General features: G+C 67.1%; 17 protein-coding genes and 1 pseudogene. 7 read left to right on the top strand and 11 right to left on the bottom strand.

Annotation, left to right across the window (positions count from 1 at the left end; translation table 11 throughout):
* Positions 1–72 precede the first annotated feature (72 nt).
* The gene (locus tag QA861_RS38875; RefSeq protein ID WP_334593524.1) at positions 73–591 is read left to right on the top strand and encodes an SMI1/KNR4 family protein; all 519 of its coding nucleotides are present in this window, start codon (positions 73–75) and stop codon (positions 589–591) included.
* A gap of 341 nt (positions 592–932) precedes the next feature.
* On the opposite strand, the gene QA861_RS38880 is transcribed toward QA861_RS38875, so the two are convergent.
* From QA861_RS38880 to QA861_RS38890, 3 genes are all read right to left on the bottom strand, one after another.
* Positions 933–1,184 carry a hypothetical protein gene (locus tag QA861_RS38880; protein ID WP_334593526.1) on the bottom strand — a complete coding sequence of 84 codons (252 nt, stop codon included), beginning with the start codon at positions 1,182–1,184 and terminating at the stop codon, positions 933–935.
* 197 nt (positions 1,185–1,381) lie between these two features.
* On the bottom strand, positions 1,382–1,606 hold the full coding sequence (locus QA861_RS38885) for a DUF397 domain-containing protein (protein WP_334593528.1): 225 nt from the start codon (positions 1,604–1,606) through the stop codon (positions 1,382–1,384).
* Entirely contained in the window at positions 1,603–2,469 is an 867-nt protein-coding gene (locus QA861_RS38890; protein WP_334593530.1) for a helix-turn-helix domain-containing protein, read from the bottom strand. Before QA861_RS38890 ends, QA861_RS38885 begins: the two co-directional genes overlap by 4 nt.
* Before the next feature lie 361 nt (positions 2,470–2,830).
* Between QA861_RS38890 and QA861_RS38895 the strand changes: the two genes are divergently transcribed.
* Positions 2,831–3,067 carry a hypothetical protein gene (locus QA861_RS38895; protein ID WP_334593531.1) on the top strand — a complete coding sequence of 79 codons (237 nt, stop codon included), beginning with the start codon at positions 2,831–2,833 and terminating at the stop codon, positions 3,065–3,067.
* A complete protein-coding gene (locus QA861_RS38900) occupies positions 3,067–3,837 on the top strand; it encodes an ATP-binding protein (RefSeq protein ID WP_334594985.1) in 771 nt (256 codons plus the stop codon). The genes QA861_RS38895 and QA861_RS38900 overlap by 1 nt, the downstream gene beginning before the upstream one ends.
* Positions 3,838–3,849: 12 nt before the next feature.
* Here QA861_RS38900 and QA861_RS38905 read toward each other — a convergent pair whose 3' ends face one another.
* The 6 genes and pseudogenes from QA861_RS38905 to QA861_RS38930 all read right to left on the bottom strand — a co-directional run bounded on the left by QA861_RS38905 (position 3,850) and on the right by QA861_RS38930 (position 7,109).
* Positions 3,850–4,512 carry a hypothetical protein gene (locus tag QA861_RS38905; protein ID WP_334593532.1) on the bottom strand — a complete coding sequence of 221 codons (663 nt, stop codon included), beginning with the start codon at positions 4,510–4,512 and terminating at the stop codon, positions 3,850–3,852.
* Positions 4,509–4,793 carry a hypothetical protein gene (locus QA861_RS38910; RefSeq protein WP_334593534.1) on the bottom strand — a complete coding sequence of 95 codons (285 nt, stop codon included), beginning with the start codon at positions 4,791–4,793 and terminating at the stop codon, positions 4,509–4,511. The genes QA861_RS38905 and QA861_RS38910 overlap by 4 nt, the downstream gene beginning before the upstream one ends.
* A 274-nt stretch (positions 4,794–5,067) precedes the next feature.
* Positions 5,068–5,283: pseudogene (locus tag QA861_RS38915) on the bottom strand (helix-turn-helix domain-containing protein); the annotation flags it as partial.
* 35 nt (positions 5,284–5,318) lie between these two features.
* Positions 5,319–5,657, bottom strand: a complete 339-nt coding sequence (locus QA861_RS38920) for a helix-turn-helix domain-containing protein (RefSeq protein WP_334593536.1) — start codon at positions 5,655–5,657, stop codon at positions 5,319–5,321.
* The gene (locus tag QA861_RS38925; protein WP_019886780.1) at positions 5,654–6,037 is read right to left on the bottom strand and encodes a type II toxin-antitoxin system RelE/ParE family toxin; all 384 of its coding nucleotides are present in this window, start codon (positions 6,035–6,037) and stop codon (positions 5,654–5,656) included. The genes QA861_RS38920 and QA861_RS38925 overlap by 4 nt, the downstream gene beginning before the upstream one ends.
* 634 nt (positions 6,038–6,671) lie before the next feature.
* Positions 6,672–7,109 carry a GntR family transcriptional regulator gene (locus QA861_RS38930; RefSeq protein ID WP_334593537.1) on the bottom strand — a complete coding sequence of 146 codons (438 nt, stop codon included), beginning with the start codon at positions 7,107–7,109 and terminating at the stop codon, positions 6,672–6,674.
* Between the two features lie 314 nt (positions 7,110–7,423).
* On the opposite strand from QA861_RS38930, the gene QA861_RS38935 reads away from it, so the two are divergent.
* The 3 genes from QA861_RS38935 to QA861_RS38945 are packed head-to-tail and all read left to right on the top strand — an operon-like array spanning position 7,424 to position 10,619.
* Positions 7,424–9,187: a replication initiator gene (locus QA861_RS38935; protein ID WP_334593538.1), complete on the top strand. Its 1,764-nt coding sequence runs from the start codon at positions 7,424–7,426 to the stop codon at positions 9,185–9,187.
* A complete protein-coding gene (locus QA861_RS38940; protein ID WP_334593539.1) occupies positions 9,184–9,375 on the top strand; it encodes a helix-turn-helix domain-containing protein in 192 nt (63 codons plus the stop codon). The genes QA861_RS38935 and QA861_RS38940 overlap by 4 nt, the downstream gene beginning before the upstream one ends.
* Complete coding sequence (locus tag QA861_RS38945) at positions 9,375–10,619, top strand: tyrosine-type recombinase/integrase (protein WP_334593540.1); 1,245 nt, start codon at positions 9,375–9,377, stop codon at positions 10,617–10,619. The genes QA861_RS38940 and QA861_RS38945 overlap by 1 nt, the downstream gene beginning before the upstream one ends.
* 114 nt (positions 10,620–10,733) lie before the next feature.
* Here the strand turns inward: QA861_RS38945 and QA861_RS38950 are convergent, their stop codons facing one another.
* Both QA861_RS38950 and QA861_RS38955 read right to left on the bottom strand, forming a co-directional pair.
* A complete protein-coding gene (locus tag QA861_RS38950) occupies positions 10,734–11,243 on the bottom strand; it encodes an SUKH-3 domain-containing protein (RefSeq protein ID WP_334593541.1) in 510 nt (169 codons plus the stop codon).
* Positions 11,243–19,339, bottom strand: a complete 8,097-nt coding sequence (locus tag QA861_RS38955; RefSeq protein ID WP_334593543.1) for a polymorphic toxin-type HINT domain-containing protein — start codon at positions 19,337–19,339, stop codon at positions 11,243–11,245. Before QA861_RS38955 ends, QA861_RS38950 begins: the two co-directional genes overlap by 1 nt.
* Positions 19,340–19,814: 475 nt before the next feature.
* Between QA861_RS38955 and QA861_RS38960 the strand changes: the two genes are divergently transcribed.
* A complete protein-coding gene (locus QA861_RS38960) occupies positions 19,815–23,375 on the top strand; it encodes an FG-GAP-like repeat-containing protein (protein WP_334593544.1) in 3,561 nt (1,186 codons plus the stop codon).
* Positions 23,376–23,401 lie beyond the last annotated feature (26 nt).

The raw sequence follows: 23,401 nt of genomic DNA on the forward strand, positions 1-23,401 counted from the left end.
GGGGCGACTTGGCCGGGTTGCCTACCGCGACCGACCGGTGAACTGTCGGTCGCGGCTCATACGATGCCGTTCATGGCACGCTTTGAGGATCTCCAGCACGTCTTCTGGGACACCGGTAGCAACTACGGAGTGCAGCCGCCCCTGACCGAGCAGGTGATTCTGGAGGCGGAGGACCTGTTGAACGTCACGCTCCCCAGCAGCCTGGTCGACCTCCTGCGTAATCAGAACGGAGGCCAGGTCACCTCCAGCCGTAATGCTTTCCCCACGAGCGCGCCGACATCATGGAGTGCCGACCATGTGCCCTGCGACAGCCTGATGGGCATCGGACACCGCGAGCGAACACCATCCATGTTCGACAACCCGTACCTGGTCGCAGAATGGGGTCTGCCCAAGCCAGTGGTGCTGATATCGGGCGACGGGCACTACTGGATCGGGCTGGATTACCGGGCCTGCGGGCGACACGGGGAACCATCCATTACCTGGTTCGACACGGACGACAAGTCGGAGCTGGCCCTCGCGCCGAACTTCAGTTTCTTCATTGAGGGCCTCACCCCGGCCACCAAGTTCGAGAGCGAGCGGAGCGAACGCTGAGTCCGCTGACTCACCCGCGTAGCACGGCCCATCGGCAGCGATAGATACCCAACAACTCCACGACACAGCAGGCATCCAGAACCAGGTCGTTGCCGTTCGTCAACGTCGGGGCAGACATGCACAGCTGAGTGTTACTGAGCTGGACCTGGCCCGTGTCCAGCGTCTGTCAACGCTGCGCCGCCGTGCCCTTGTTACATGCCTGGATTCGGAGGACGAGGCGGAGCGGGTGGGGGAGTTCTTGGCGGGGACGACGTTGCTGTAGGGCGGGTAGAGCGCTTCAGGAGCCCCTCCACCGACAACCTCGCCGCAGGTGGAGGGCCCTACCCAATCTCGGCGACGGCCTACTGCTCGTCGTCAGTCACCGGTCGGCCTCGGGCCGTACGGATCTCAGCGACAGCCGAGTCGACAGCAGTATCGAATCCAGGATCCTGGCGGGCGATGATCCGACCGCGGAACTCCTCGACCAAGCGGACGACCCTGTTGGGGTCAGTGGGGTCGATCTCGCGGGCCAGGTCTGCCTCGAAGTCGTCGGCATCGCCTGGGAAGCCGTAACCCACGCCAAGGGCGGCTCGAAGTTCGCCGATGGTACGCATGGGCGGGAGATTGGACGGACCGGAGTCTGCCGAGTGCGTGGTCATGGCGGTTGTGGCTCCGTCGCGTCCTGGATACACGTCGTCTCGCGGAACGCATGCCACGGGTCAGGATCGCTTGCTGGGGCCGGACCCGCCAACAGCGCCTGCCAGAGCTCAAGATACGTAGCCTGCGGTCCCGCCTGTTCTTGCTGACGTCTCTACTGGGGCAGGAGGTTGCTCTGTCCCTTGGCTATGCCTCCGACGAAGGCGCGGTAGTCGTCCTGTGAGATGACGAGTATCCGGGCATCGGGATCACCGACGTCGTTGGAGTCGCGCAGGGCAACCACGCCGTCGGTGAAAGCGACCTCCAGGCAGTTGTCACCGCCGTTGCTCAGGTCGCTCTTGACCCAGGTGGCGTTGGTGAGGTCGACCTTCTTGTTCATGTGTAGCGGTCCTTGATCAGATCGTGGATGTAGCGCTGGGAGGCTTCCGCGTCGAGCGCTTCGGTACGGAGATGGTTGAACGCGGTTTCGTAACGTCCGATGTCGCTATCTTCCTCCAGATACAAGGACGTTGTCATCGGCTCGACCACGGCCACGGGCGGTCCGGCGGGGAAGTGGAGCAGGTGGAACGGCCCGTCGACGCCGGCATGGGCCCCGTATGAGAACGGGAGAACCTGGATCGCCACGTTCTTGCTCTGGGCGGTGACGTCGAGCAGCCGCTCCAGCTGAGCCTTCATCACGTGTTTCCCACCGACTTCGCGCCGCAGCGCGGACTCGTCGAGCACACACCACAGATGCAGCGGATTCTCACGCGTCAACGCCTCCTGCCTGACCATGCGAAGCTCGACGAAGTTGTCGATCTCACGGTCTGTCTGCCACTTCCGGCTGCGCTCCACGACGGCTCGGGCGTAGTCGGCGGTCTGAAGCAGTCCGGGGACCACCCACGCGAACGTGTCGCTCTTGGAGGCCAGTTCTTCGAGGTGCAGATACTCGGCGAACGGGTCTCGGATGGACTGGCGGTACTGATCCAGCAGGTTCGTCCGGCGCCCCGAGTTCGCGAGGGCCGCGAGCCTGCGCAGCTTGTCGACGCGGACCTTGTCCTGGAGCCCGTACACCTCGAAGAAGCCGGCGAGCGCAATGGGAGGGACCCGTTGCTTGCCGTTCTCGATCTTGCTCAGCGCCGGGGCACCGGACAACGAGAGCCGATCGGCCGCTTCGGCAAGGCTCATTCCCGCTGCCTTGCGCAGCGACCTGAGCTCTAGGCCGAGGCGCCTTCTGTGCAGGTTGGGCTGGGCGTCTGTCATGTTCTACCTCCCTGCGGCGCAGGGTATCGCCGTACACGGGGCACAGATGGTGATTTCCCTCTGGGAACTCTTTCGAGTGAGACAGCTTGCGAGAAATGTTGCTCGTACGCAAACTTGTGGACGGGTAGTCGGCAACTTGCCCTTGAGCAAGGCGCGTTGGCGGACCGGTCTGTTTCAAGTGGGTGGCGCCATCCAACGCGACCAGCAGCGACCGTCTCGCCAGGCCCGTGGAAATCCAGTCCGTGTGCACAAACGCACCGAGGGAGCCTTCATGCGACAACCGAGCAGGAAACTCATCCACTGGGCAAGGGCGTTCTTGACGCTCGCCGGACGACGCCGCGGGAGGCATCCACAACCTCACGTGCCGCAGCAGGCACCTCGGCACACCAAACTCGACATCCCGTTCGCCCCGACAGTCCGCACCTGGTACGAGCCCATCGACGGCGCCGCCATCTCGCCCGTCCGCCCCTACCTCACCGCGTACGAGTGCGAGGAGACAGCCCGGCTTCAGCGGTTGCGCCGCGACACCCCTTGGTTCGCCGCCTACGGCGCCGGCCTCGACGCACGCGACACTTACCGTCGGCTGGAGGTCGCGTGATGGACGTAAGCGACGGCGAGGTCAATCACGCGGTGCGGCTTCTGCCCTGGACGGGAAGCGATGGTCAGCCCTGCCTCCTCATCTCGGACGGCGACGGCCCTGCCTCCCGGATCGCCGACCGGGTCGAGGCAGCACAACTCGGCCTCGCGAACAGGCTTCTCGGTCGCGCGCAGAAGGTGATCACAGAACCAGAGCTGTCGATCGGCGAACTCGGCGCACTGACAGCTCAGTTGACCGAAGCGCTCCGAGACGCACTGCTCATTGCTGAGTGCAGGGGTGCTCGCCTCGGAACTGTGGGGTGCGGCACTCGTCAGCTCGACGAGGACATCCATGACGCACTCGCACACAGCCCGGGCGGCCTCCAATCGCTCGCTGCTCTCTCGCTGTCTGGCGCGAACCTCGCCTCTGCTCGCGTCGCACGGCGCTGCGTAAGGGGCATGGCCCAGCTAAAGGATCTTCCTTCTAGTACGGTGGACGACCTTGAAACGGTCACCGGGGAGTTGGTGGCCAACGCTCTGGAACACAGCGACAGCCACGCCATCACGGTCACCCTGGCCTTGACCGCCGAAACCGCCACGGTCAGCGTGACCGACGAAGGCGAGAAGCACAGGCCCATGGGCCCCGCGCCGGTCGGACCCGATCCGGAAGAGCACGGGCGCGGACTGCTGATCATTGATGCATTGGCAGCCCGATGGGGAAGACGGCGGACAAACAACGGCCTGACCGTCTGGGCCAAGGTCGCCACGAATACTCTGAACCGTGTCGGATGAACAAAGCTCTGATCAGGGCTTGAGCTTGTCCAGTTTGTGCGCAGCGACCTGGCCACTGACCGTCTCCGCCAGTGTCTCCAGGTCGCCAGCCTTGCTCCGTATGCCATCAAGCCAAGCGACCGCAGAGACCCAGGTGAGCGGCAATCTGGCCTTCGGCCACTTACCAGCGAGATCGGCGGCAAGGCTCAGGCCGTCCTCGACAAGATCGCGCCTGTTCGCCGCCGCCGCAATCAGGATGCTGTCTTCCATCTCCACCACGGCCGGAGAAAATCCCGCCTCCTGGCGGGCGGAGGAGGACGAGTGATACTCCTTCACGATCCTTTCTAGCGACGGCGGCATGTCGAGGGAAAGCCGACTTTGCGCTTTCAACGTATCCACCGCACGCTGAAACTCTTCCTCGTGACGAGCGAAGAGCACGGTTTCCGGTTGCCCGGAGGAACGCTCCAGGCGCTGTCCGAGCGTAAGAGAAATCACGGGGAACTCCCTGGTTAGCGCATGCACGTGCACTGTAGGGAGATATCCGTCCCCGGATGTTGACCGGTCGAGGCAGACCCCCTGCACGACCGGACCGATCCGGCGCAAGAGGTGCAGAGGACGCCAGACGGTGAATCCGGGGAACACCGCAGCCCAGTCCTTCGTAACACGGCGCGCCGATGCGGCAGCCGGCTTGGTCATGGATTCACCTCGATCGTGACCGTGGCTCCTGGCACGTTGTTGGCATTCAGGTCAGCCTGCTTCTTCCCGATCCCGCGGCCTGGGTTGATCAGGAACTTGTAGTCGTAGATGATGCCGGTTGCCGGGTCGAAAACGTCTGGCCTGGCACTTCCCCTGGTCCCCTTCCCCACCGGAACCCCTGCCAAATAGCTCTGTTCTGCGATCAGACCATGCGAGCCGTAGATTCCCTGGTACCGGTTCAGAAGCTTCTCCGCATACGAGTGCTTCAGAGTCCCGTTCACCGCGCCAGTACCTCCGATCTTTCGTTCCGCCCGCGCCGCGATGGACTGGACCAGTTCCAGATCTGTCGGGTTCGTGGAGCCGTCGCAGGAGCAGGGCTGCCCGTTCGGGGCTGTTCCACCACCACAGTTGTGAACGAGGACCGGAGTCGCCCCCGCCAGCACATAATACGTGTGCGGGCCAGGCCGCTCCTACCTGCAAGTTTGCTGGTCAGAGTGCGATTTGACAGTCGCCGGATGTTCGTGCCTGGGGAATTCCAGGAATTCCGAATGCGTGTCAAGCGGCTTTGTCGTGCGGGGTGAGGCTGATGGTCAGGTCGGCGCCGAGAGCCTGAGCCAGGCGGCGCAGGAGGGGAAGCGTGGGCACGGTCCCGCCGCCTTCGAAGCGGGAGATCTGCGGCTGCTTCATCCCGCACCGCTCGGCCAGCTCGGCCTGGGACAGCCCGAGCTCGATGCGCCGGTCGTGGACGAGTTGCCCGAGCTCACGGGCGAGCGCGGAAGGCGGGTCCTGCATGGTTCCTCCCCGCCTCAGGCCGCTGGGGCGACGATGGTGACGGTGGGCTCGTCTCCGCCGGCGAGGTGTACGTCCACCGTGAGGTCCAGTGCGCGGGCCAGGCGCATGATGACCGCGATGGGCGGCAGCTCGGTGGCCGTCTCGATGCCTTCGATGTCCTCGACGTCGACGTGCATGCGCTCGGCGAGGTCGGCCTCGCTCAGGCCCAGCTGCTTGCGCCGGTCGTAGACGGCCTTGCCCAACGTCATGGCGAGGCCGGCCTCTTCGTAGACCCGGTCGTACTCGGGGTCAGCGTCCAGGTGTTCGCCCAGCAGCTGGCGGTGGCGACGGGTCCTCCATTCGCTGTGGTTCATCGGTTCTCCTTGAGGTTGCGGCTGTAGAGGTCGTGCTCGGCGGCGGCTTCATGCTCTGCCTCGCACAATCGCTGTGCGGCGTGGGCACGGTCCACTTCGGCCTGCTCGCGCATCTTGGTCTTGCGGAACACGGTGAGCAGCACGACACGTCGGCCGGGCGCCAGCCAGTAGGTGATCCGCTGATGGGCATCGCCGAGGCGGAAGCGCAGCTCGCGGAGCTTGCCGCCCAGGTGGCGGGAGTGTGGTTCGTCGAGGGTGGTGGGCTGCTCGGCGAGCAGGTCGGCGACGCGTTCGGCCTGCTTGTAGTGATGGGCGGGAATGTTCTCCAGCCACAGCCGCACCTCCGGCTCGATCTCGATCGAGTACCGCCCGCTGTCCATAGCACCGATGATATATGGCACGGGGCGCGAGAGCGCGACTTCGTAACTCAGGTCGTGTGCCGTCGCCGCGACCGCAGCCACTCCAGCGTCGCACACCCCCGTACTCCCCCCTTCGTCCTGACGCCACGGCGCCGCCAGCAAACCAGCGGCAACCTGCCGAGGCGGCGCAGGGTCGGCTTCCTTCGGCAGGATCGGGCCCGAGCGGGAGAGGCAGCGTACGGCCGGGCTGGCGCGTCGCCCAGTCTGGCGGCGCGGGGCCGGGGCGGGAGGGTCGGCCTCCGACGGGTGGCCGGGAGCTTCGCTCCCCGCCGGAGGCGACGCAGGCCACCGCCCTCGGCGAGTCCGGCGGCGGGCGTGAGGGTCGGCCCCCTGGCCAGCCATGTGCCTGCGATCCGGCCGTAGGACGGTCGTGGGCGACAACTTGCTCCGCCAGGAGCCCGACTCCGGTCAGCCCGACAAGCTGGCCGGTTGCCGCTCTCGCAGTCCTGGACGTTCCCTTGCCGGGGCGGCTGGCCTCCCGAGCGAACGGCGGGCTTGTCGGCGACGGCGGTCAGCCAATGCGGGCGGGGCCCGCCTTGAACCTCGTAGAGAAAATCTGAACGCACCGCCCTTACCAGGGTCCCGGCACGGCGGGTCAGTGGCGCCGCCCGCCGCCGCCTGACTCCAGGACCTCGACGCGGCCACGAAGGTCGGCAATCTGCTGAACGGCCTCGGTCAGCGCACGTTCCAACGCCTCGACGCGGGCCGTCGTCCCGTTGGCGGGTGCAGTTGCCTCCGGGTCGTCGAGGTCATCGGCCCCGTCGAGGTGATCGTAGTGGGCGACGAAGGCGCCCTTGCCAGGGCGGGAGACCGCCCATCCGTCCTGCTTCAACAGGGCCATGGCCTTCTGCACGGTCAGGCTCGCCGCCCCGAACTCCCGCATCAACACGGCCTGAGTCGGCAGCGGATCCCCCGCGCCAAGTCCGCCGGAGCGGATCTGCTCGCGCAGGGTCTCGGCGATCACCTCGAACGTCAGCGGCACCCCACTGCCCGCCAGCCTGCGCCCGCGCCGCTGCACCACCACGCCGGTCACCCCCGCTTTCCACGCCCTCTACCAGCAGAATCCGGCCCGTCCAAACCGGGAAAACCGGCCCCACACTACCCGCGTCCCACCACCCACAAGAAAGGAAACAGGAGGGATGCACTTGAATGCGCCGGTGAGGCGATGTTAACGTCACGCACCCGCCGGTGATCACCACCGCGCCCCGCCGACCAGGCCCCGCCCGGCCCCGGCCCCCGCGCCCAACTTCGAGGCGCCCCGTACCCCTGTGAGCCGACAACTTCGGCCTGCCCACGCCGTACCGCGCCGTACCGCTTCCTCGCTCCCGCCGAAAGGCCCCGTCCCGCATGCCCACACACCTCCAACTCCCATACCCCGCAGCCGTTCCAGCCGCCTCGCGTCCCTCGTCGTCGGCGTTGACGACGCCGACCTGCCCAGAGGGCCTCAGCGTCTCTGCGGCGGCAGGGCGGTCGGCGCTGGAGCGCCGCGCCAGGCTCACCGCCAAGCTGGCGAAACTCGCCGCCACCGGCCAACTCGCACCCCTCACACGGCAGATAGCCCGACTCGGTGGATGCACACACCCGATCCGCCTCACCGGGCACCGCACCCACCTCCACACCGCCACCGGCGAGATCCTCAACCACTTCGACTCCGGCCAGCTCCCGGCGGGCGAACTGCTGGTCCGCTGCGGCAACCGCCGCGCCACCCGCTGCCCCGCCTGCTCCACCGTCTACCGCTACGACACCTACCAACTCATCGCCGGGGGACTACGCGGCGGCAAAACAGTCCCCACCAGCGTCGCCGCGCACCCACGCGTGTTCGCCACCCTCACCGCACCCGGCTTCGGCCCCGTCCACAACCAACCCGACACCGGCCGCTGCCACTGCGGCCAGGTCCACCCCGACGACGACCCGCTCCTTGGCACCCCACTCGACCCCGAGCACTACGACTACACCGGCGCGGTCCTGTGGAACGCGCACGCCCCGGCCCTGTGGGCACGCTTCACCACCCACCTACGCCGCGAGATCGCCAAGGCCGCCGGACTGACGCAGCGGACCCTGCGACACCACGCCACGCTCTCGTACGCCAAGGTCGCCGAATACCAGAAACGCGGCCAGGTCCACTTCCACGCCGTCATCCGCCTCGACGGACCCACCGGCCCCACCAGCACCCCACCCACCTGGGCCACCACCCAGCTCCTCGACCACGCCGTCCGCGCCGCCGCCACACGCACCCGCGTCCACCACGAAGGCAAACCGCCGAAGCAACCGCAGCCCACCGGGCACGTCCCCACGTCCCCGCCCCAAGGCTCAGATCGGGCGGGGCGGTTGGTGTTCCGGTTCGGGCGACAGACCGACGTCCGCGCGGTCCGCAGCACCGACTTCACCGGCGGCAGCCCCGTCACCGAGCGGCACGTCGCCGCCTACATCGCCAAGTACGCCACCAAGGGCGCCGAGACCACCACCGGCACCCTCGACCGCCGACTCCGACTCCTCGCCGAGCTGCACAAGTACGACATCACCGACCACGCCCGCCGCATGATCCACACAGCCTGGCACCTCGCCACCAACAGCCAGCACGCCCACCTCCGCCTACGCCAATGGGCCCACATGCTCGGCTTCCGCGGCCACTTCTCCACCCGCACCCGCCACTACTCCACCACCCTCACCCACCTCCGCGCCGAACGCACCGCCTGGCGAACCAGCCGACCCGACACCCAGACCCCCGCCCCCGCCCCGGCGTCGGCGTCGGCGTCGGCGGAGACGCCGGTCGGTCAGACAGGCGGCAGTCCGGTCGGTGACCAGGCCCAGCACTCCACTGACCTGGCCGCCGGTCACCGTCACGGTCACCGCAACATCGCCGGTCAGCACGCGGACTCGGACACGACGCTGGTCATCTCCCACTGGCAGTACGCCGGAACCGGCCTCCTGCCCGAACTCGAACACCTCGCCAACCTCCTGACCGCAACACGGCAGACCCGACCCGAGCAACCGACCCACACCCGGCACTCGAAGTGCTCCGATGACCGCGCCGGCGACCGCGCCGGTCACCCAGTCGGTCACTCCACCGATCGGCTGCCCCGTGCCGTCCGGTCAACGGCCGTCGCGTGACCGCCGGCCCGGAACTCCTCACCGTCCCTCAGGTCATGGAACGCCTCCAACTCGGCCGCACCGCCGTCTACGACCTCCTCCGCACCCACCAACTCGCCTCCCTCACCCTCGGCCGCGCCCGCCGCATCCCCACCCACGCCCTCACCGACTTCATCCGCACCCGCCTCGACCAGGAAGCCGCCGCCTGATGACCACACCCCGAGACACCCCCGCCTCCCGCCGCGTCCGCGCCAACGGCGACGGAACCGTCTACCAACGCAAGGACAACCGCTGGGAAGCCGCCGGCTACGTCCTCGCCCCCGGCAACACCCGCAAGCGCATCCGCGTCTACGGCACCACCCGCAAGGAAGCCCTCGTCAAGCTCACCGAGAAGATCGCCAACAGCAACCGCGGCATCCCCGCACCCTCCGCACAGGGCAGCCTGGCTGCGCACCTGACGTACTGGCTGGAGGCCGTCGCCGTACACCAGCTCCGCGAGAACACCCACACCCGCTACACCACCTGCGTCAACCGCTATCTCATCCCTGGCCTCGGACGGAAAAATCTCGCCAAGCTCACCGCCAAGGACGTCCGCACCTGGCTCAACCAACTGCGCACCACCTGCCAGTGCTGCGCGCGCGGCATCGATGCGGGCCGTAATGAACCCCGTTGCTGCGCCGCCGGGACGTGCTGCTCCAAGCAGCTCTCCCCACTGACGCTGTCGTATATCCACTCCGTGCTCAAGTCCGCTTTGGAGCACGCCGTCCGAGAAGAGGAGATCCCCCGCAACGTCGCCCGCAACGTGCGCACCGGCACACCTCGCCCCCGACGCTTCGAGCCACTGACCGCCGACGAGGCCCGCCAGTTCCTCTCCTCCGCGCACGATCACCGGCTCCATGCCCTGCTCGAACTCGCGCTCCACACTGGGCTCCGCAAGGGCGAGCTCCTTGGCCTCTGCTGGAAGGACCTCAACCTCGACATGGGCACCGCGGCTATCCGCCGAACATTGCAGCGCACCAGCACAGGCGGGCTGACCACGCTGCCTACCAAGACCCGTGCCTCCGAACGCCGCATCGCCCTCCCCGCCCGCTGCCTCCAGTCGTTGAAGCGGCACCAGGAAAAGCAGCAGCAGGAGCGTGACACCGCAGGTGCCATATGGCAGGACAAAGGGTACGTGTTCACCACGCCGCAGGGCCGTGCGATCGACCCGACCAACCTCACCCGAACCTTCATCACACTCCTCCGCAAGGCTGGCCTCCGTCGCATCCGCTTCCACGACCTCCGACACTCGACCGCCACCCTGCTCCTGGAACAGGGCGTCGAACTCGTCGTGATCAAGGAACTCCTCGGCCACGCCCACATCGGCGTCACCGCCACCGTCTACGCCCACGTCCGACTCCGCCTCCAGCGAGACGCCATCGACTCCCTCGGCCGTGCCCTCGACCACTCCTGACATACGTACGGCAACGGCGGCGGACACGCAGGTGTCCGCCGCCGTTGCCGTCAACTACTGCCGTCACCCCGGCCAGAAGCCCCGTTAGACGAAGCTCTACGCGGCCGAGATTCACTAACGAGAATCAGGTCTCGGCCAAGGATCGAGTCCCGGATCGGAGTACAGACAGATCAGTGGGCGATTCGCGCAGACTGCCAACTCTAGGGAGTCTTCAAAGGTGGAACCAAGCTCCCAAATCCAACCCATGCCAGCAGCAACCACCCTCCCCCCAGCTTCGACGAACACGCTTGAATAACTGAGCCATTCACCGATGGGGAAATAGTCCCGACCGAGAACACTCTCCACCTCTGTTGCTAGATCACGCTGCCCCGATCCAGCGGCGATGGGATCGAAATTGTAAGGATCGTCATTACTGAAGTTCGGGCCGACTCGATTGACCGGATCGATTGAGAGTCCTCCCACCGCCGCGAGGATTTCCTCTGCCAATGGGTGGGACCGGTACCCTTCACCCTCCAGCGGCTCCACCCATTTACCTGCATCAACCTTCCTGCCTGCGCTCCATCCGGACGCAACAAGCGCCCCAAGCAGATCCTCGCCGAGCGAGTCGAAGCGAATCAGGGACATCAGTTGATCTCCAGGTCTTCCAGAAGTCTGCCACAACGGCCGCAGGGGTGAGCCGGTTCACCATGCCCATCCGTATTCGATGTCGGCATGGAGTTATTCCGCGTCCTTACCGTTTGCATGGTTCCACCCCTGATGGCCTCGGGCCCCTCCGCCGCCTGCGCCTGAATTAGACAGTGCACCTCCGCGCACCCTCCATGGTGACCTGTCCGTTCGAGTGCATCCGCCAACGGCCCTTCTGCCTGCTGGCCGTGCTTATTGCGGCCGTAGTACTTCGCGCCTGAAGGAGATGAGTACTCGGAGGCAAACTTCACCCCAGGTTCGTTGCGAACACTGTCGGCATAGTCACCCAGGTTGCAGTTGTGAACGAGTACCGGCGTGGCCCCAACCAGCACATAGTACGTGTGGAGATTGCTGACGGTGAGGTTGTTGACAGTGGCGTCCTGTGCCGTCCAGCGTTGGATGGCGGTGATCTGGACGAGGGTGCCCGCCCCCGTCTGGAGCCACTGGCCTGCCCTGAGGTCGCTCGCATCGATCCACTCGCCCAGCTCAGGCACCCAGAAGGGATGGCCTTCAGTCGCTGTGACGTCGGCGGTCTTCGTGCCTTTCTCACCGTCGGTGTCGATGGTGACGTCGACCAGGTGTTTGAGGCCCTCGCCCTTGATCTCGGCGGTGACCGTCTGGGCCTTGGTTTCGCCCGTTTCCGGGTCGGTGGCCATGACCTTGTCGCCGACCTTGACGTCCTTGATCGCCTTGATGGAGCCGTCGGCCATCAGGACGCGGGTCTCCGGGGTGAAGCTGTTGATCGAACAGCTCGCGCCCTCGCCGGAGCCGCCGCCGGAGTCGTCGCGGCCCGAACCACCCCGTGATCCACCGGACTTGCTCTCAGCCTTGCCCCCGCCGTCCGACCCCTTGGACTGTGAGGTCTTCCGGGCCTGGACCTGCGGCGCGTTCCCCCGGGCCCCCTTCGACCCCGTGTGCGTCTTCTTCTTGATGGCCTCGGCCGCGGCCTTCGCCGCCTCGCGGGCCTTGCGTTTGGCCTCCGCCGCGGCGGCCTCCGCCGCCTTCTTGGCCCTGATCAGGGCGGCCTTCGCCGCCTTGGCCGCCTTCAGGCCCGACTCCGCGACCACCTTCGCCGCCCGCCACGCATTCACCGCGCTCTTGGTGGCCTTGAAGGCCTTCCACATCTTCTTGCCCTTGGAGAAGACGCTCGTCCACGGAATCGCGTCCATCAACAGGCTGCCGCACGCCCACAAGTCACCCTGCGAGAAACAGCCGACGATGTCGTCCCAGCCGACGAACTCCTTGAACACCGCCCAGCCCACCGACAGGATCACGTCACCGATCGAGCGGGACAGCGTCTTCTGGTACGCCGCGATCTGCGCGTCCAGCGCCGCCATCGACGCATCGAAACTCGACGCCGACGACGTCAGACCCGACGGATCCGAGTGCGTGACCGGGTTGTTGTTGGCGTACGAGTAGCCGTTCGCCTGCAACGGGTCGCTCTGGTCCAGCACCGGGTCCGCCGACACGAACCGGCCGGTGGCAGGGTCGTACTCCCGCGCTCCCAGATGCACCAGGCCCGAGCCCGCGTCGTCGTCACCCGTCGCGTACGCCGTACGCGAGCGCGTCGCCACGTTCGCCGTACGGTCCTGGCCCCACGGATCCTTCTTCGAGATCCGGACCGACTGGTCACCGTCCAGGCGGACTTCGGCCAGCGGGGTGCCGTTGTGGTCGACCGCGTTGGCGAACACCTGCTCGTCCGTGCCACCAGAGGTGGAGGACGCCTCCCGGTAACGCGTCACCGCCGGGGCGCCGCCGTGACCGTAAGTGCGCTCCGCCGAGCGGAACTTGCCCGTGGGCGTCAGGGAGACCGTCGTGTCCGGCAGGTGCAGGACCGCGCCCGCACCCGAACGCTCCAGCAGGCGGTTGCCCATCCCGTCGTACACGTACGTCGTCTTCGACGCCGGCTTGAACACCTGGCCCGGAGCCGACGCCGAGCAGGCGGCCAGAACCAGGTCGGTGCCGTTCGTCAGCGTCGGGGCCGACATGCACAGGCCGGTCGACACATGCTTGAGCAGGCCCGTGCTCAGGGTCTGCCAGCGCTGCGCCGCCGTGTCCTTGTTGCAGGCCTGGATCTGGACCGCCGCGCCCGCCGCCGTCCCGCTCGGCTGAGCGCAGCGCCCGCCGACCATGAACTGGCCGATGGTCGCGTCCTCGACCGTGCCGTTGTTGTCGGTGTCCGCGGCCTTCAGGCGGAAGTTCTGCGCCTTCGTGCCGTTACACACGTAGAGCTGGAGGGCCGTGCCCGCCGTGGTGCCGGCGTTGGTGAGGTCCAGGCACATCTCCGATGCGCCCACCCAGGCCCCGGAACCTTCCGGACCGAAGCCGGTCACTGACTCGACCTGGCCGTCCCACGTCCAGGTCAGGCCCTGGGAGGTGTCACCGCCCGTCGTACGGTTGTCCAGGCTGCCCGCGTCGTTGTACTTCTGCGTGGAGAGGGTCTTGACCTCGGCCCCCGCCGCTGTCGTGGACTTCGTCGTGTACGAAGTCAGCGTGTGCGGCTGGTCGTTGAGGGCCGTGTCGCTCGTGCCGTACGCGTAATCCGTGACGACGTCGTTCTTCGTGTCCCGCACACCCGACGTGAACGTCGGATCGGCCTTGAGGACCGACTTCGTCTTCCGGTTGCCCAGCACGTCGTACGTGTACGTCTGCCAGTAACCGTCGTTGTTGGACGAGACGTTGACCTTGCCGTCGGAGTACACCGGCTCGGCCGTCGACCGACCCGCGACCGTGCACGACGCACCACCCGGGGTCGTCCATGCCTGCCTCAGCTGGCCCAGCGTGTCGTACGTGAAGCACTGCCGGTCGGTGGCGTTCGTGCCGATCTTGTCCGCGACGGACAGGATGTTGCCCGAGGGGTCGTAGGCGTAGGCGCGCCTGCTCACCTCGTGCGCAGGAACGACGGCCGTATCGGTCGCGTTCTCCCTCAGCAGCGCACTGGTCAGCAGTTCGCCGGTCGACTCGTCGAAGGAGTTGTCCTGCCACAGGCGGTGGCCGATCTCGCCGACCGTGGAGCGCAGCACCTGCCCGTAGGGCGAGTAGTCGGTCTCCGAGACGTACCAGTCGTCACCGGAGACAGTGACCGGAAGCCCGGCCTCGTTGTAGCGGGTGATGACCGACTCGGCGGTCAGGCCGCCCGCCTCAGGGGCGCTGTACTTCTCCAGCTGACCGTCGTCGTTGTACGTGTAGTCGTACGTGTAGTTGGTCTTGAAGCCGTCCGTGGTCGTGCCCGAGGTGGTGCCGTCGGGCATCTTCAGCGTCATCGACGTCGGCTGGTAGTCCGCCGTGTAGCCGGCGATCGACGTCGTGTACGCCTTGCCGCCGTCGTTGTAGCGCGTCGCCGAGGCCAGCTGGCCCTTGCCGCCCGGGGCCGAGTCGTACACGTACGACTGGACCGCCGTGCCCGAAGCAGCGCCCACCGGGGTGAACCTGACCTCGTTCACCCGGTTGTAGCGCTCGTAGCTGTAGCCGGTCTTCCCGCCGAGGCCGTCGGTCGCCGTATCCACGCGGCCGTAGCTGTCGTAGGCGGTGTGCGTCGTGCCGGTGTCAGGGTCGGTGGTGTCGGTGACCCGGCCCAGGGCGTCGTACTTCCAGGTGCGGGTGTGGCCGACCTCGTCCGTGGACGTGGTCATGTCGCCGCGCAGGTCGTAGTCGTACGTGGTGGAGATCGCGCCGGCCTCGGTCAGCGACGTGTCGCTGTACGTGTCCTGCTGGACCGTGCGGCCCAGCGCGTCCGTCCATACCCGGGAGGCCGGGGTGCCGGCCGGCTGGCGGACGATCGTGTAGTCGAGGCCGTACTCGTAGCGGGTGCGGCGGTCCTTGCTCGGAACCGCCGTCCCGCCGTTGCTGTGGGTCACCCCGTCCTGCGCGTACGAGTTGTGGAACGGCGTGACCGTCAGCACGCGCCCCAGGCCGTCGTACGTGTACCTGGTCTCGTTGGGGACGAGGGAATCCGAGGCGGGGACAACCAGCGTGGTGCCTGGGTCTCCCGACATGTAGTAGGCGTTGTTGGTCTTGCTGACCTGGCCGGAGGCGTTGTGGAAGGAGTCGGTGATCAGCTTTCCGCCGCCGACCGCCGGGGTCTGGGACTGGCGTTCACGGCCCAGGGCGTCGTAGATCGTGGTGGAGGCCGTGTAGGTGGCGTCACCGGCCGTTTTGGTGGGGTTTCGTTCCAGCGACTCGGTGACCACGGAGACCGGCTCGTTGGGGACCGTGTTGTAGACGTAGCGCACGGTGGGGTCGTCGGTGGCGGACTGCGTCGAGTCCCAGGCGGCCGTGGTGCGGCCCAGCGGGTCGTACGCGTACGACGTGGCCCGGTTGTTGGCGTCCTTCGAGGTGAGCGTCGCGCCGCGGCCCGGCTCCACAGTGGTGACCGTGGTCAGGCCCGTTTCCCCGCCGTTGCCGTCGAGCTTGGCGCCCTGCACCGTCCTGATCTCGTAGACCTGACCGGAACCTGGAGTGTACGACGTCGTGTTCACCAGGTTCGTGGCGTCCGTGACCTTCGTAACCCGGCCGAACTCGTCGTATTCCGTGCGCGACTCAGGAACGGACGAGTTCCAGTCCGTGCCGTCGCCGAGCGGCGTCACCGTCCTGGTCGCCTGTCCCTTGGTGGGCGCGGTGGTCAGCGAGGTGGCGTCGTCATAGAAGACGCGCGAGCCGGTGACCAGCGTCTTCTCCGTCGCGGCGGACAACTCGGTGGAGCAGGTGGAGGTGCCGGTTGTGGTGATCGTCTGGGCGACCAGGCCGATCAGGTAGGCGTTGGTGTTGTGCACGTACGACGTGCTGGTGCAGGAGTCGTCGTTGGTCTTCGCCTTGTCGCCGTACTCGCGAACCTTCGTCGGCAGGCCGTACGAGTCGTAGTCGGTCTGCGTCTCCACCGTGCGCAGGGTCGCCGAGTCGCCCGTGCGGGTGCCCGAGGACTTGGTGATCGTTTTGACCATGCCCAGAGTGACGCGTTCGGAGACCACGTCCGGACCGTCGGTACGGTTGCGTCTGGCCAACTCCACCGGAGCATCCGGGTAATTGACCGTGCGGGATACCCAATCAGTGCTACTGGCACTGGAGTTGGGGTACGTCAGGGACTCGGCGACCATGCCCGCGTACGCCTTGCGGTCGTCCGCGATGTCCGCGCCGGTGACGTCCTTGACCTTGAAGGAGCGCTTGACGTCGTCGTCGGGCTTGTCAGGCGTGTCGTCCAAGAGGACGTCGTCGCTCATGCCCCGGAAGTAGCGCGTGACCGATTTGGAGGCGGGGTTGCCCACGGTCTCCGTTGGGCCGGTGATCGTGGTGATGACGGGGTAGCCGCGCCAGTCGTCCCAGGTACGGGTCTTGGGACGGGAGAACTCCGCCTGGTTCTTCGCCCACAGGGCCCCGACGGCCTTGTCCGCCGTGTCGGTCTCGTACGCGTACGCCGTCGTCACGTCCGCCGCGTCGACCAGTTGGGCGTCTTCGGTGATCGACCCGACCACATATTTGTGGAACCAAGAGATCCGCTTGTCGGTCAGCTCACCGTCCGCGTGCCAGTAGACCGGATAGCAGCGCAACGTGTTCTGGTCGTACGGGGGGAAGTTCGTGCCGGTGAGGCACGCGCCCTCGGGTGCCTTGTACGTGACGCGCGTGCTGCCGCCGTACTCGGAGACCACCGTCTGGATGCGCAGCCGGCCGAACAGGGGGTTCGTGTCGCCCGCCCCCTGCTTGACCCGGTTGGGCAGCGGAGTGTCGTTGTGGCCGAAGCTGACCGGGTTGAGGGGCTTGGTGTCACCGTTCACGGCGTAACCGGTACGGGTGATGGACTCCAGCCACAGCGCGGTGTACTCACCGGTCAGACCCCACGGGAAGGACTGGGCGAGGCTCCAGGAGTCCACCTTCGAGAGGGCGGTGGTGCCGTAAGTCAGGTCGTCGATGCCGCAGGCGTTGCGGGAGCCCGTGTCGTTGTCCGAGTTGTACTCGGTGAGCTTCACGCCCTGCTCGCGCTGGGTGCACGCGGTGACGGTGGACAGGCGCTTGCGCGACCAGAACGTGGGGGCGTACGTCGAGCACTTTTCGCCCGCCTCGCAGGCGAGGTCGGCCGGGGTGTCGAACCAGGGCCGGGTGCGGTCGGACTGCTTGGAGTCGAAGTTGGCCTCGGAGCAGTTCCAGGTCCAGATGCCGTCCCTCACGAAGCAGCGTTGCTCCGCCTTGAAGTTCATGCGGCCCAACGGTTCGGCGGTGAACAGGGTGCCCGCGCGCTGCCCGTAGTCGATCCGGGTCAGATAGCCGGCCCGGTCGTAGGCGACCGCCTTCGCCACGTTGTTGTTCTTGGCGTAGGCGTTGGTCTCCTTGTTCCACCACAGCGACATCGCGTTGCCGTTGAGGTCGACGACGTAGTCGAGCTGGAAGCGCCAGCCCTGATCGCAGAAGGACTTCGCGAAGTCGGCGTTGTAGCAGGGGTCGGCGGCCACCCCGTCGCCACCCGGGTGGTTACCGGCGACCGGCACCTTCAGGACCGACTTGGTCTCCTCCTTGCCGGAGATCCAGCCCGGCAGGCGGTTCATGCCGAAGTAGTACTGGGTGCCGTCGCTGGTCGTGACCTTCCAGAACTCCCCGTTGTTGTCACCGTTGTTCGAGTCGGCGATGCCGGTGATGCGCGTGTAGTCGGCCGAAGTCAGGAGCTCCACGCGGGTGTTGTCACCGCGGGAGGTCTTCCAGACTTTGTCGTCATCGTCGTACACCAGCTCGGTCGTGGTGCCGTTCAGCGTCAACACCGCGTTGTTCGAGCCCCAGCACTGGTCGCCGGTGAACTTGCCCTTGTTGTTCGCGCCGGAGGTGTCGGCCGCGCAGCCGACGAAGGTGCGGGTGATCGCGCCCGGGTTGTAGTCCCAGCCCTCGCCGATCCAGGAGACCTGGTTGTTGGTGGCCGACGTACGGCCGTCCGAGGACTGCGAGTTGTAGCTCAGCGTCACGTTCGGGGACGGGCCCGAGGGGACCTGCGGGCCCGCCATCGTGTACGCGTAGGTAAAGGCGCCGGAGGAGCCGCCCTGCGACCAGGTGCCGGCCGAGGACAGCGGGGTCGCCGCGAAGTCGCCACCGGAACCCGCACCGTGGGAGACGCCCATCACCAGCGCGCCATCGGATGAATCGGCAGCCTGCCGCACACTCCCGCTCTGGCTGTCCTCGCGCCATACTGCCGAACTCACCGACGAATCCTCGCCGTTGCTCTTGGCGGTGCTCGCCCCGGTGGCCGTGGCGGTCGACACGGACTTCAGGTCGGCGGTGTCCATGGTCAGGTTGAGGAGGGTCACCTGCACCGGCTCGGCGGTCTTGGTGCCCTCGGCGACCTCATCGGGGGCGGTGTCCTCGCCCGGGTCCGTCTCCGAGCCGGAGTCGTCGCCCGTGTCACCGACCGGCACGATCACCTGGTCGGCGGTGCGCTTCACCTCGGTGGTCACCGGGATGCCCGTCGAGCACCCCTCCTCGTCGGGGGTGGTCGCGTAGCAGGCGGGCATCAGGGCGAAGGACAGCCGGTCCAGCCACTGCGCGCTGTACGTCTCCGCGAAACGCGTCGCGTCGATCTGGACGACCGCCTCACCGGTGGCCGTATCGGGTGCGTCGACCTCAAGCAGGAGACCCAGAGCACCGGCGGCGACCGCCTCGGCCTCGGGCTTGACCGTGACGTTCCAGGCGCCCTCCAGGGAATCGGCCTGTGCCTGCGACGCACCCTCGGGCGCGGTGACGCCGACGGTCATGGTGCCGTCGGCCGAGGCCGCGACCTTCTTGGGGGCGCCGCCTGCGGTCAGGCCGTCGACCGGTGCGGCCAAATCGACGGCTGCGGGTACCGCCGCCACCGCGGGCGGGTCGTATTCCTTGGTCGGCTCGGTCGAGGGAACGCCGTCCAGTTCCTCGAGTTCGGCGCTCAGCTTCTCGTCGAGGGCAAGAGGGTCCGTTTCCTGAAGGTCGTCGAGTTCGACCTCCGTCGTACGGGTGGTGTTGTCGGGGCCCAGGGCCAGTGCGCTCGGCAGCGCCGTGATGTTCAGGGCGAGGAACACGGCGGCGACCACGCCAAGTCGGGCTCTTCGGCGGATCAGACGCTCACGAGACGACCTGCGCGCCAGCGAACCTCTGCCGCACCACGACAAACCCCCACCCACAGCCAACCGACCTTCCCCCGCCTGAGTAACAACCATCAGAAGCGCTCAGACAGTTGGCACATGGTGATCAACGATGAGGTTGAAATTGGCGTCTTGTGAAGATTCACGTCAAGGAAAAATAAGTCTGTGTTAGGTATGTCACCAGTCAAATCTGAACAAAAAACGGCAAAAAAACGTGCCTCGCCCACACTCCGTCCACTCCACCGGTTCCCCCTCGCCACAAGGGTGTTGATCTCGCGGCGGTCGCCTGCCCATACTCCAACCGCCCGAGCACAGCGCGTCGCGCGTTCACACGGTCTGTCACCAGGTCCGAGGGCAACCCCGAACAGCCGCGTCGCAGCGACACCGCCGCGACCCGGCCCATCCCGTGTTGGAGAAGGGCCCCTTGAGCGACCTCGACAGTGCCGCCGGAACGAGCGAGGCGGCCCCCGAAGTGATGCCCCCGGAAGCCGCGAACAGTCGACGGCGCGGGCGGATCGCTCTCGCCTCCGCACTCGCACTGGCCGTCCTCGCCGGCGGTGTCACCGTGCTCGCCCTCCACCACGGCAGCCCCGCCGGAACGTCTCCCGAGGCCGACGCCAAGACCAAGCGCGCGAGCAAACTCAGCGACGAGGACTCGGCTCAGCAGAAGGCCCGCAAGACCGGCCGGAAGACCGAAGTCACGTCACTCACCGACGAGTTCTCGCAGACCTTCGCCAACCCCGACGGCACCTTCACCTACACGGCCTCGGCCCAGGCTCAGCGGGCGAAGAACGCCAAGGGGAAGTGGGCCCCGATCGACACCTCACTGCGGAAGCAGAAGGACGGCTGGTCCACCGTCAACAGCCTTTACCCCGTCACTTTCGCAACCGGAGACCCCGGCCGCGCACCGGGAGTCAAGGCCCGGGCGAGTGACGGGAGTTCGGACGGCACCGGTGTCCGTACGGCCTCCTACCGCACGTCCACCCACGCTGCCTTGCAGGCCGCCGACGAGGTCGAGGTCTCCTGGACCCCCCTCCTGACGATGACCGCCGACGGCCACGAGGTCCAGGTCGAGTGGCCCGGTGCGCTGCCCGAGCCGGTGATCGAGGACAACAAGGCGCTGTACGAGGGTGTGCTCCCGGACGTCGACCTGATGCTCACCGCACGGGACACCGGCTACACCCACGTCCTGGTCATCCACACCCCCGAGGCCGCCACCGCCTTGGCCGCGAACCCGCCCCGCTACCGCTTCACCTCACCCACGCTGGTCTTCTCCCTCGACCCCGCCACCGACGTCATGCGCGGCAAGGACACGGACGGCAACGAGATCACCGTCTCGCCCACCCCGTTCCTGTGGGACTCGGCGGGCACCCACGACACCGACCCCCCGGCCACCGACCCGGACGCCGCCACCGGCACGAACGAGAACCCCGAGGACGTCGAGGAGTGGACCGGCGGCGACGACGGCTCGGACGGTGACTCCTCGGAAGACGGGCGCACCAACGACCCGATGGCCCCCTGGAACGACGACATCCCCTCATCCGCTGCCGCGGACCCCGCCGCGTACGCGCTCCCCGCAACCGCCGACGCCGACGGAACGCTCGCCCTGCCCGCCGTACACGGCCCGGGCGACGGCGCGCACGCCGCCGTCGCGACGGCGGCCCTGGCCGACGACGGCATCCTGACCATCGCCCCACCAGACGGCTATCTCACCGCTGCCAAGGCCCCGGCCTACCCGCTGTTCCTGGACCCGTCCACCGTCGGAATCAAGTCCAACTGGACCACCGTCTACAAGAAGTACCCCAACTCCAGCTTCTACGACGGCGCCAACTACAACGAGGACACCAAGGAGGCCCGAGTCGGCTTCGAGCGGGACACCTGGGGCACCGCCCGGTCTCTCTTCAAGTTCAAGTTCCAGAAGTCGATCAAGGACGCAACAGTCACCAGCGCCACGATGACGGTGTTGGAGACCCACTCGTGGTCGTGCAGCAAACGCACGATGCAGGTGTGGCACACCGGCCCCTTCTCCTCCGGCACCACCTGGAACAAGCAGCCCACCTGGAGCCGGAAGATCACCTCCAAGTCGTTCGCCTACGGCTGGAAGTCCAACAGCTCCTGCCCCGACGCGCACGTCAACCTCACCGTCACCTCGCTGGCACAGGATGCCGCCAACAACGGCTGGTCCACGCTCAACATCGGCCTGGTGGCCTCCAACTCCTCCGCCGCCCCCACCTCCAACGCGACCAGCCTGGAGACGGACGCCTACTCCTGGAAGAAGTTCAAGGCCGAGGAAGCGGGCGCCCCCGGGATATCCGTCAACTACAACCGCAGGCCCAACACCCCGACCTCGGTCGCCATGCAGCCCGGGTCGTGCGACACCAGCGGCAAGCCCTACATCCGGCTCGGCAAGACCACGCCCTACATCAGCGCCAAGGCCACCGATCCCGACGGCGTCCTCACCAGACTCGAATTCGAGATCGGGAGGGACGGCACCGACGACGCCGACAACTACAACAACACCAAGAGGAGCGCCTTCAGCACGATCAGCAACGGTGAGACCGGCTCGACCAGCCTCACCAACCTGGTCAACGGCGTCACATACCAGTGGCGGGTACGTGCCTGGGACGAACAGTCCAGCAGCAGCTGGGGCCCCAGCGGAGGCACCAAGTGGTGCCGATTCACGTACGATACGACCCTTCCCTCCTCACCCGAGGTCAGCTCAGCGGAGTTTCCCGAGGACACCGAGATCAACGGCGACAGCGAGGTCTGGTCCAAGGACCCGTTCGGTACCGCCGGCGCCTTCACCTTCAAGGTCGGTGACCCCAAGGAGACGGACATCGTCAAGTTCGTCTACTCCATCAACTCGACGAACACCGCCAGTTGGATCTGCGCCAACGGCACGAGCGGGACCACGGACGGCCTCACGAAGTCCTGCAGCGCGACCAGCACCCCTGTCACCTCGCTCACCGCCACGGGTGTCAAACCCCCGTCCGCCGGCCCCAACACCCTCTACGCCAAGGCCGTGGACGCGGCGGGCAACATCTCTCCCGAACGCAAGTACACGTTCTACGTCACCCCACGCACCAAGGCGGACGCCGCAGGCGATCTCAGCGGTGACGGCGCCCCCGACTTCGCTTCCCTCTCCGCCGCGGGAAACCTGCTGATCACCGCGGTGTCCAAGAGCGGTACGTGGATCTCCGGTTCCTGGGGCATCCACGAGAACTGGGAACTGCTGCTGGACGGCAAGACCGCCCCTCATCTCTGGGACGGCGCCACCACCAACCCTCAGTACTCCCTGATCACCCACAACGGCGACTTCGCCCCCGCCGACGGCGCCACCGACTGGGTGATGCGCACCCCCGACGGCGGACTCTTCATCTACCCGGGGGACGGCTACGGCGGCCTCAACGTCTCCCGACGCATCGAGGTACGGCTGCCGGCCAACGCGCCCTCCCCCGCCACCTTCTCCGAGATCAAGTCGGCGGGTGACATCACCGGCGACGGCCAGCCCGAGCTCTTCGTCGCCGGTGGCGCGGGCGGCTCCGAACTGTGGGCCTTCTCCGGCTACAGCGGCGGCTACTTCGCCACGGCCACCCGAATGACCACCGCCGACTGGGACACCCGGGACTTCGTCACGATCGCCGACTTCAACGACGACGGCGCCGCCGACATGATCTACCGCATCACCAACGGCACCCTCTATCTCCGCAAGGGCATACCCGACGGCGACGGCGGCACGGTCCTCAGCAGCCTGGGTACGTCCGGAGCCAGCCTGGACGGCGACGACGTCTACGCCACCGGGATGACACCCGCCGCCTTCCCGCTGCTCTACGGCAGCCCGGACAACACCGGCGACGGCAACCCGGACATCTGGGCCACAAACGCCGCCGGTGCACTGTTGCTGTACCACGGCGGCGCCACCACCATCGGCAGCGCGAGCACACTCCGTACCAGCGGTTACAGCACGGTGAAGCGGCTGGGCTGACGGTCAGTCGGGCTCCGGCAGCACGA

It is taken from the genome of Streptomyces sp. B21-083, assembly GCF_036898825.1.
Lineage (GTDB): Bacteria > Actinomycetota > Actinomycetes > Streptomycetales > Streptomycetaceae > Streptomyces.

Excerpts from the sequence above, each read along its gene's own strand:
- QA861_RS38875 (WP_334593524.1), top strand. The coding sequence starts at position 73 with ATGGCACGCTTTGAGGATCTCCAGCACGTCTTCTGGGACACCGGTAGC.
- QA861_RS38880 (WP_334593526.1), bottom strand. The coding sequence starts at position 1,184 with ATGCGTACCATCGGCGAACTTCGAGCCGCCCTTGGCGTGGGTTACGGC.
- QA861_RS38885 (WP_334593528.1), bottom strand. The coding sequence starts at position 1,606 with ATGAACAAGAAGGTCGACCTCACCAACGCCACCTGGGTCAAGAGCGAC.
- QA861_RS38890 (WP_334593530.1), bottom strand. The coding sequence starts at position 2,469 with ATGACAGACGCCCAGCCCAACCTGCACAGAAGGCGCCTCGGCCTAGAG.
- QA861_RS38900 (WP_334594985.1), top strand. The coding sequence starts at position 3,067 with ATGGACGTAAGCGACGGCGAGGTCAATCACGCGGTGCGGCTTCTGCCC.
- QA861_RS38905 (WP_334593532.1), bottom strand. The coding sequence starts at position 4,512 with ATGACCAAGCCGGCTGCCGCATCGGCGCGCCGTGTTACGAAGGACTGG.
- QA861_RS38920 (WP_334593536.1), bottom strand. The coding sequence starts at position 5,657 with ATGAACCACAGCGAATGGAGGACCCGTCGCCACCGCCAGCTGCTGGGC.
- QA861_RS38925 (WP_019886780.1), bottom strand. The coding sequence starts at position 6,037 with ATGGACAGCGGGCGGTACTCGATCGAGATCGAGCCGGAGGTGCGGCTG.
- QA861_RS38935 (WP_334593538.1), top strand. The coding sequence starts at position 7,424 with ATGCCCACACACCTCCAACTCCCATACCCCGCAGCCGTTCCAGCCGCC.
- QA861_RS38945 (WP_334593540.1), top strand. The coding sequence starts at position 9,375 with ATGACCACACCCCGAGACACCCCCGCCTCCCGCCGCGTCCGCGCCAAC.
- QA861_RS38950 (WP_334593541.1), bottom strand. The coding sequence starts at position 11,243 with ATGTCCCTGATTCGCTTCGACTCGCTCGGCGAGGATCTGCTTGGGGCG.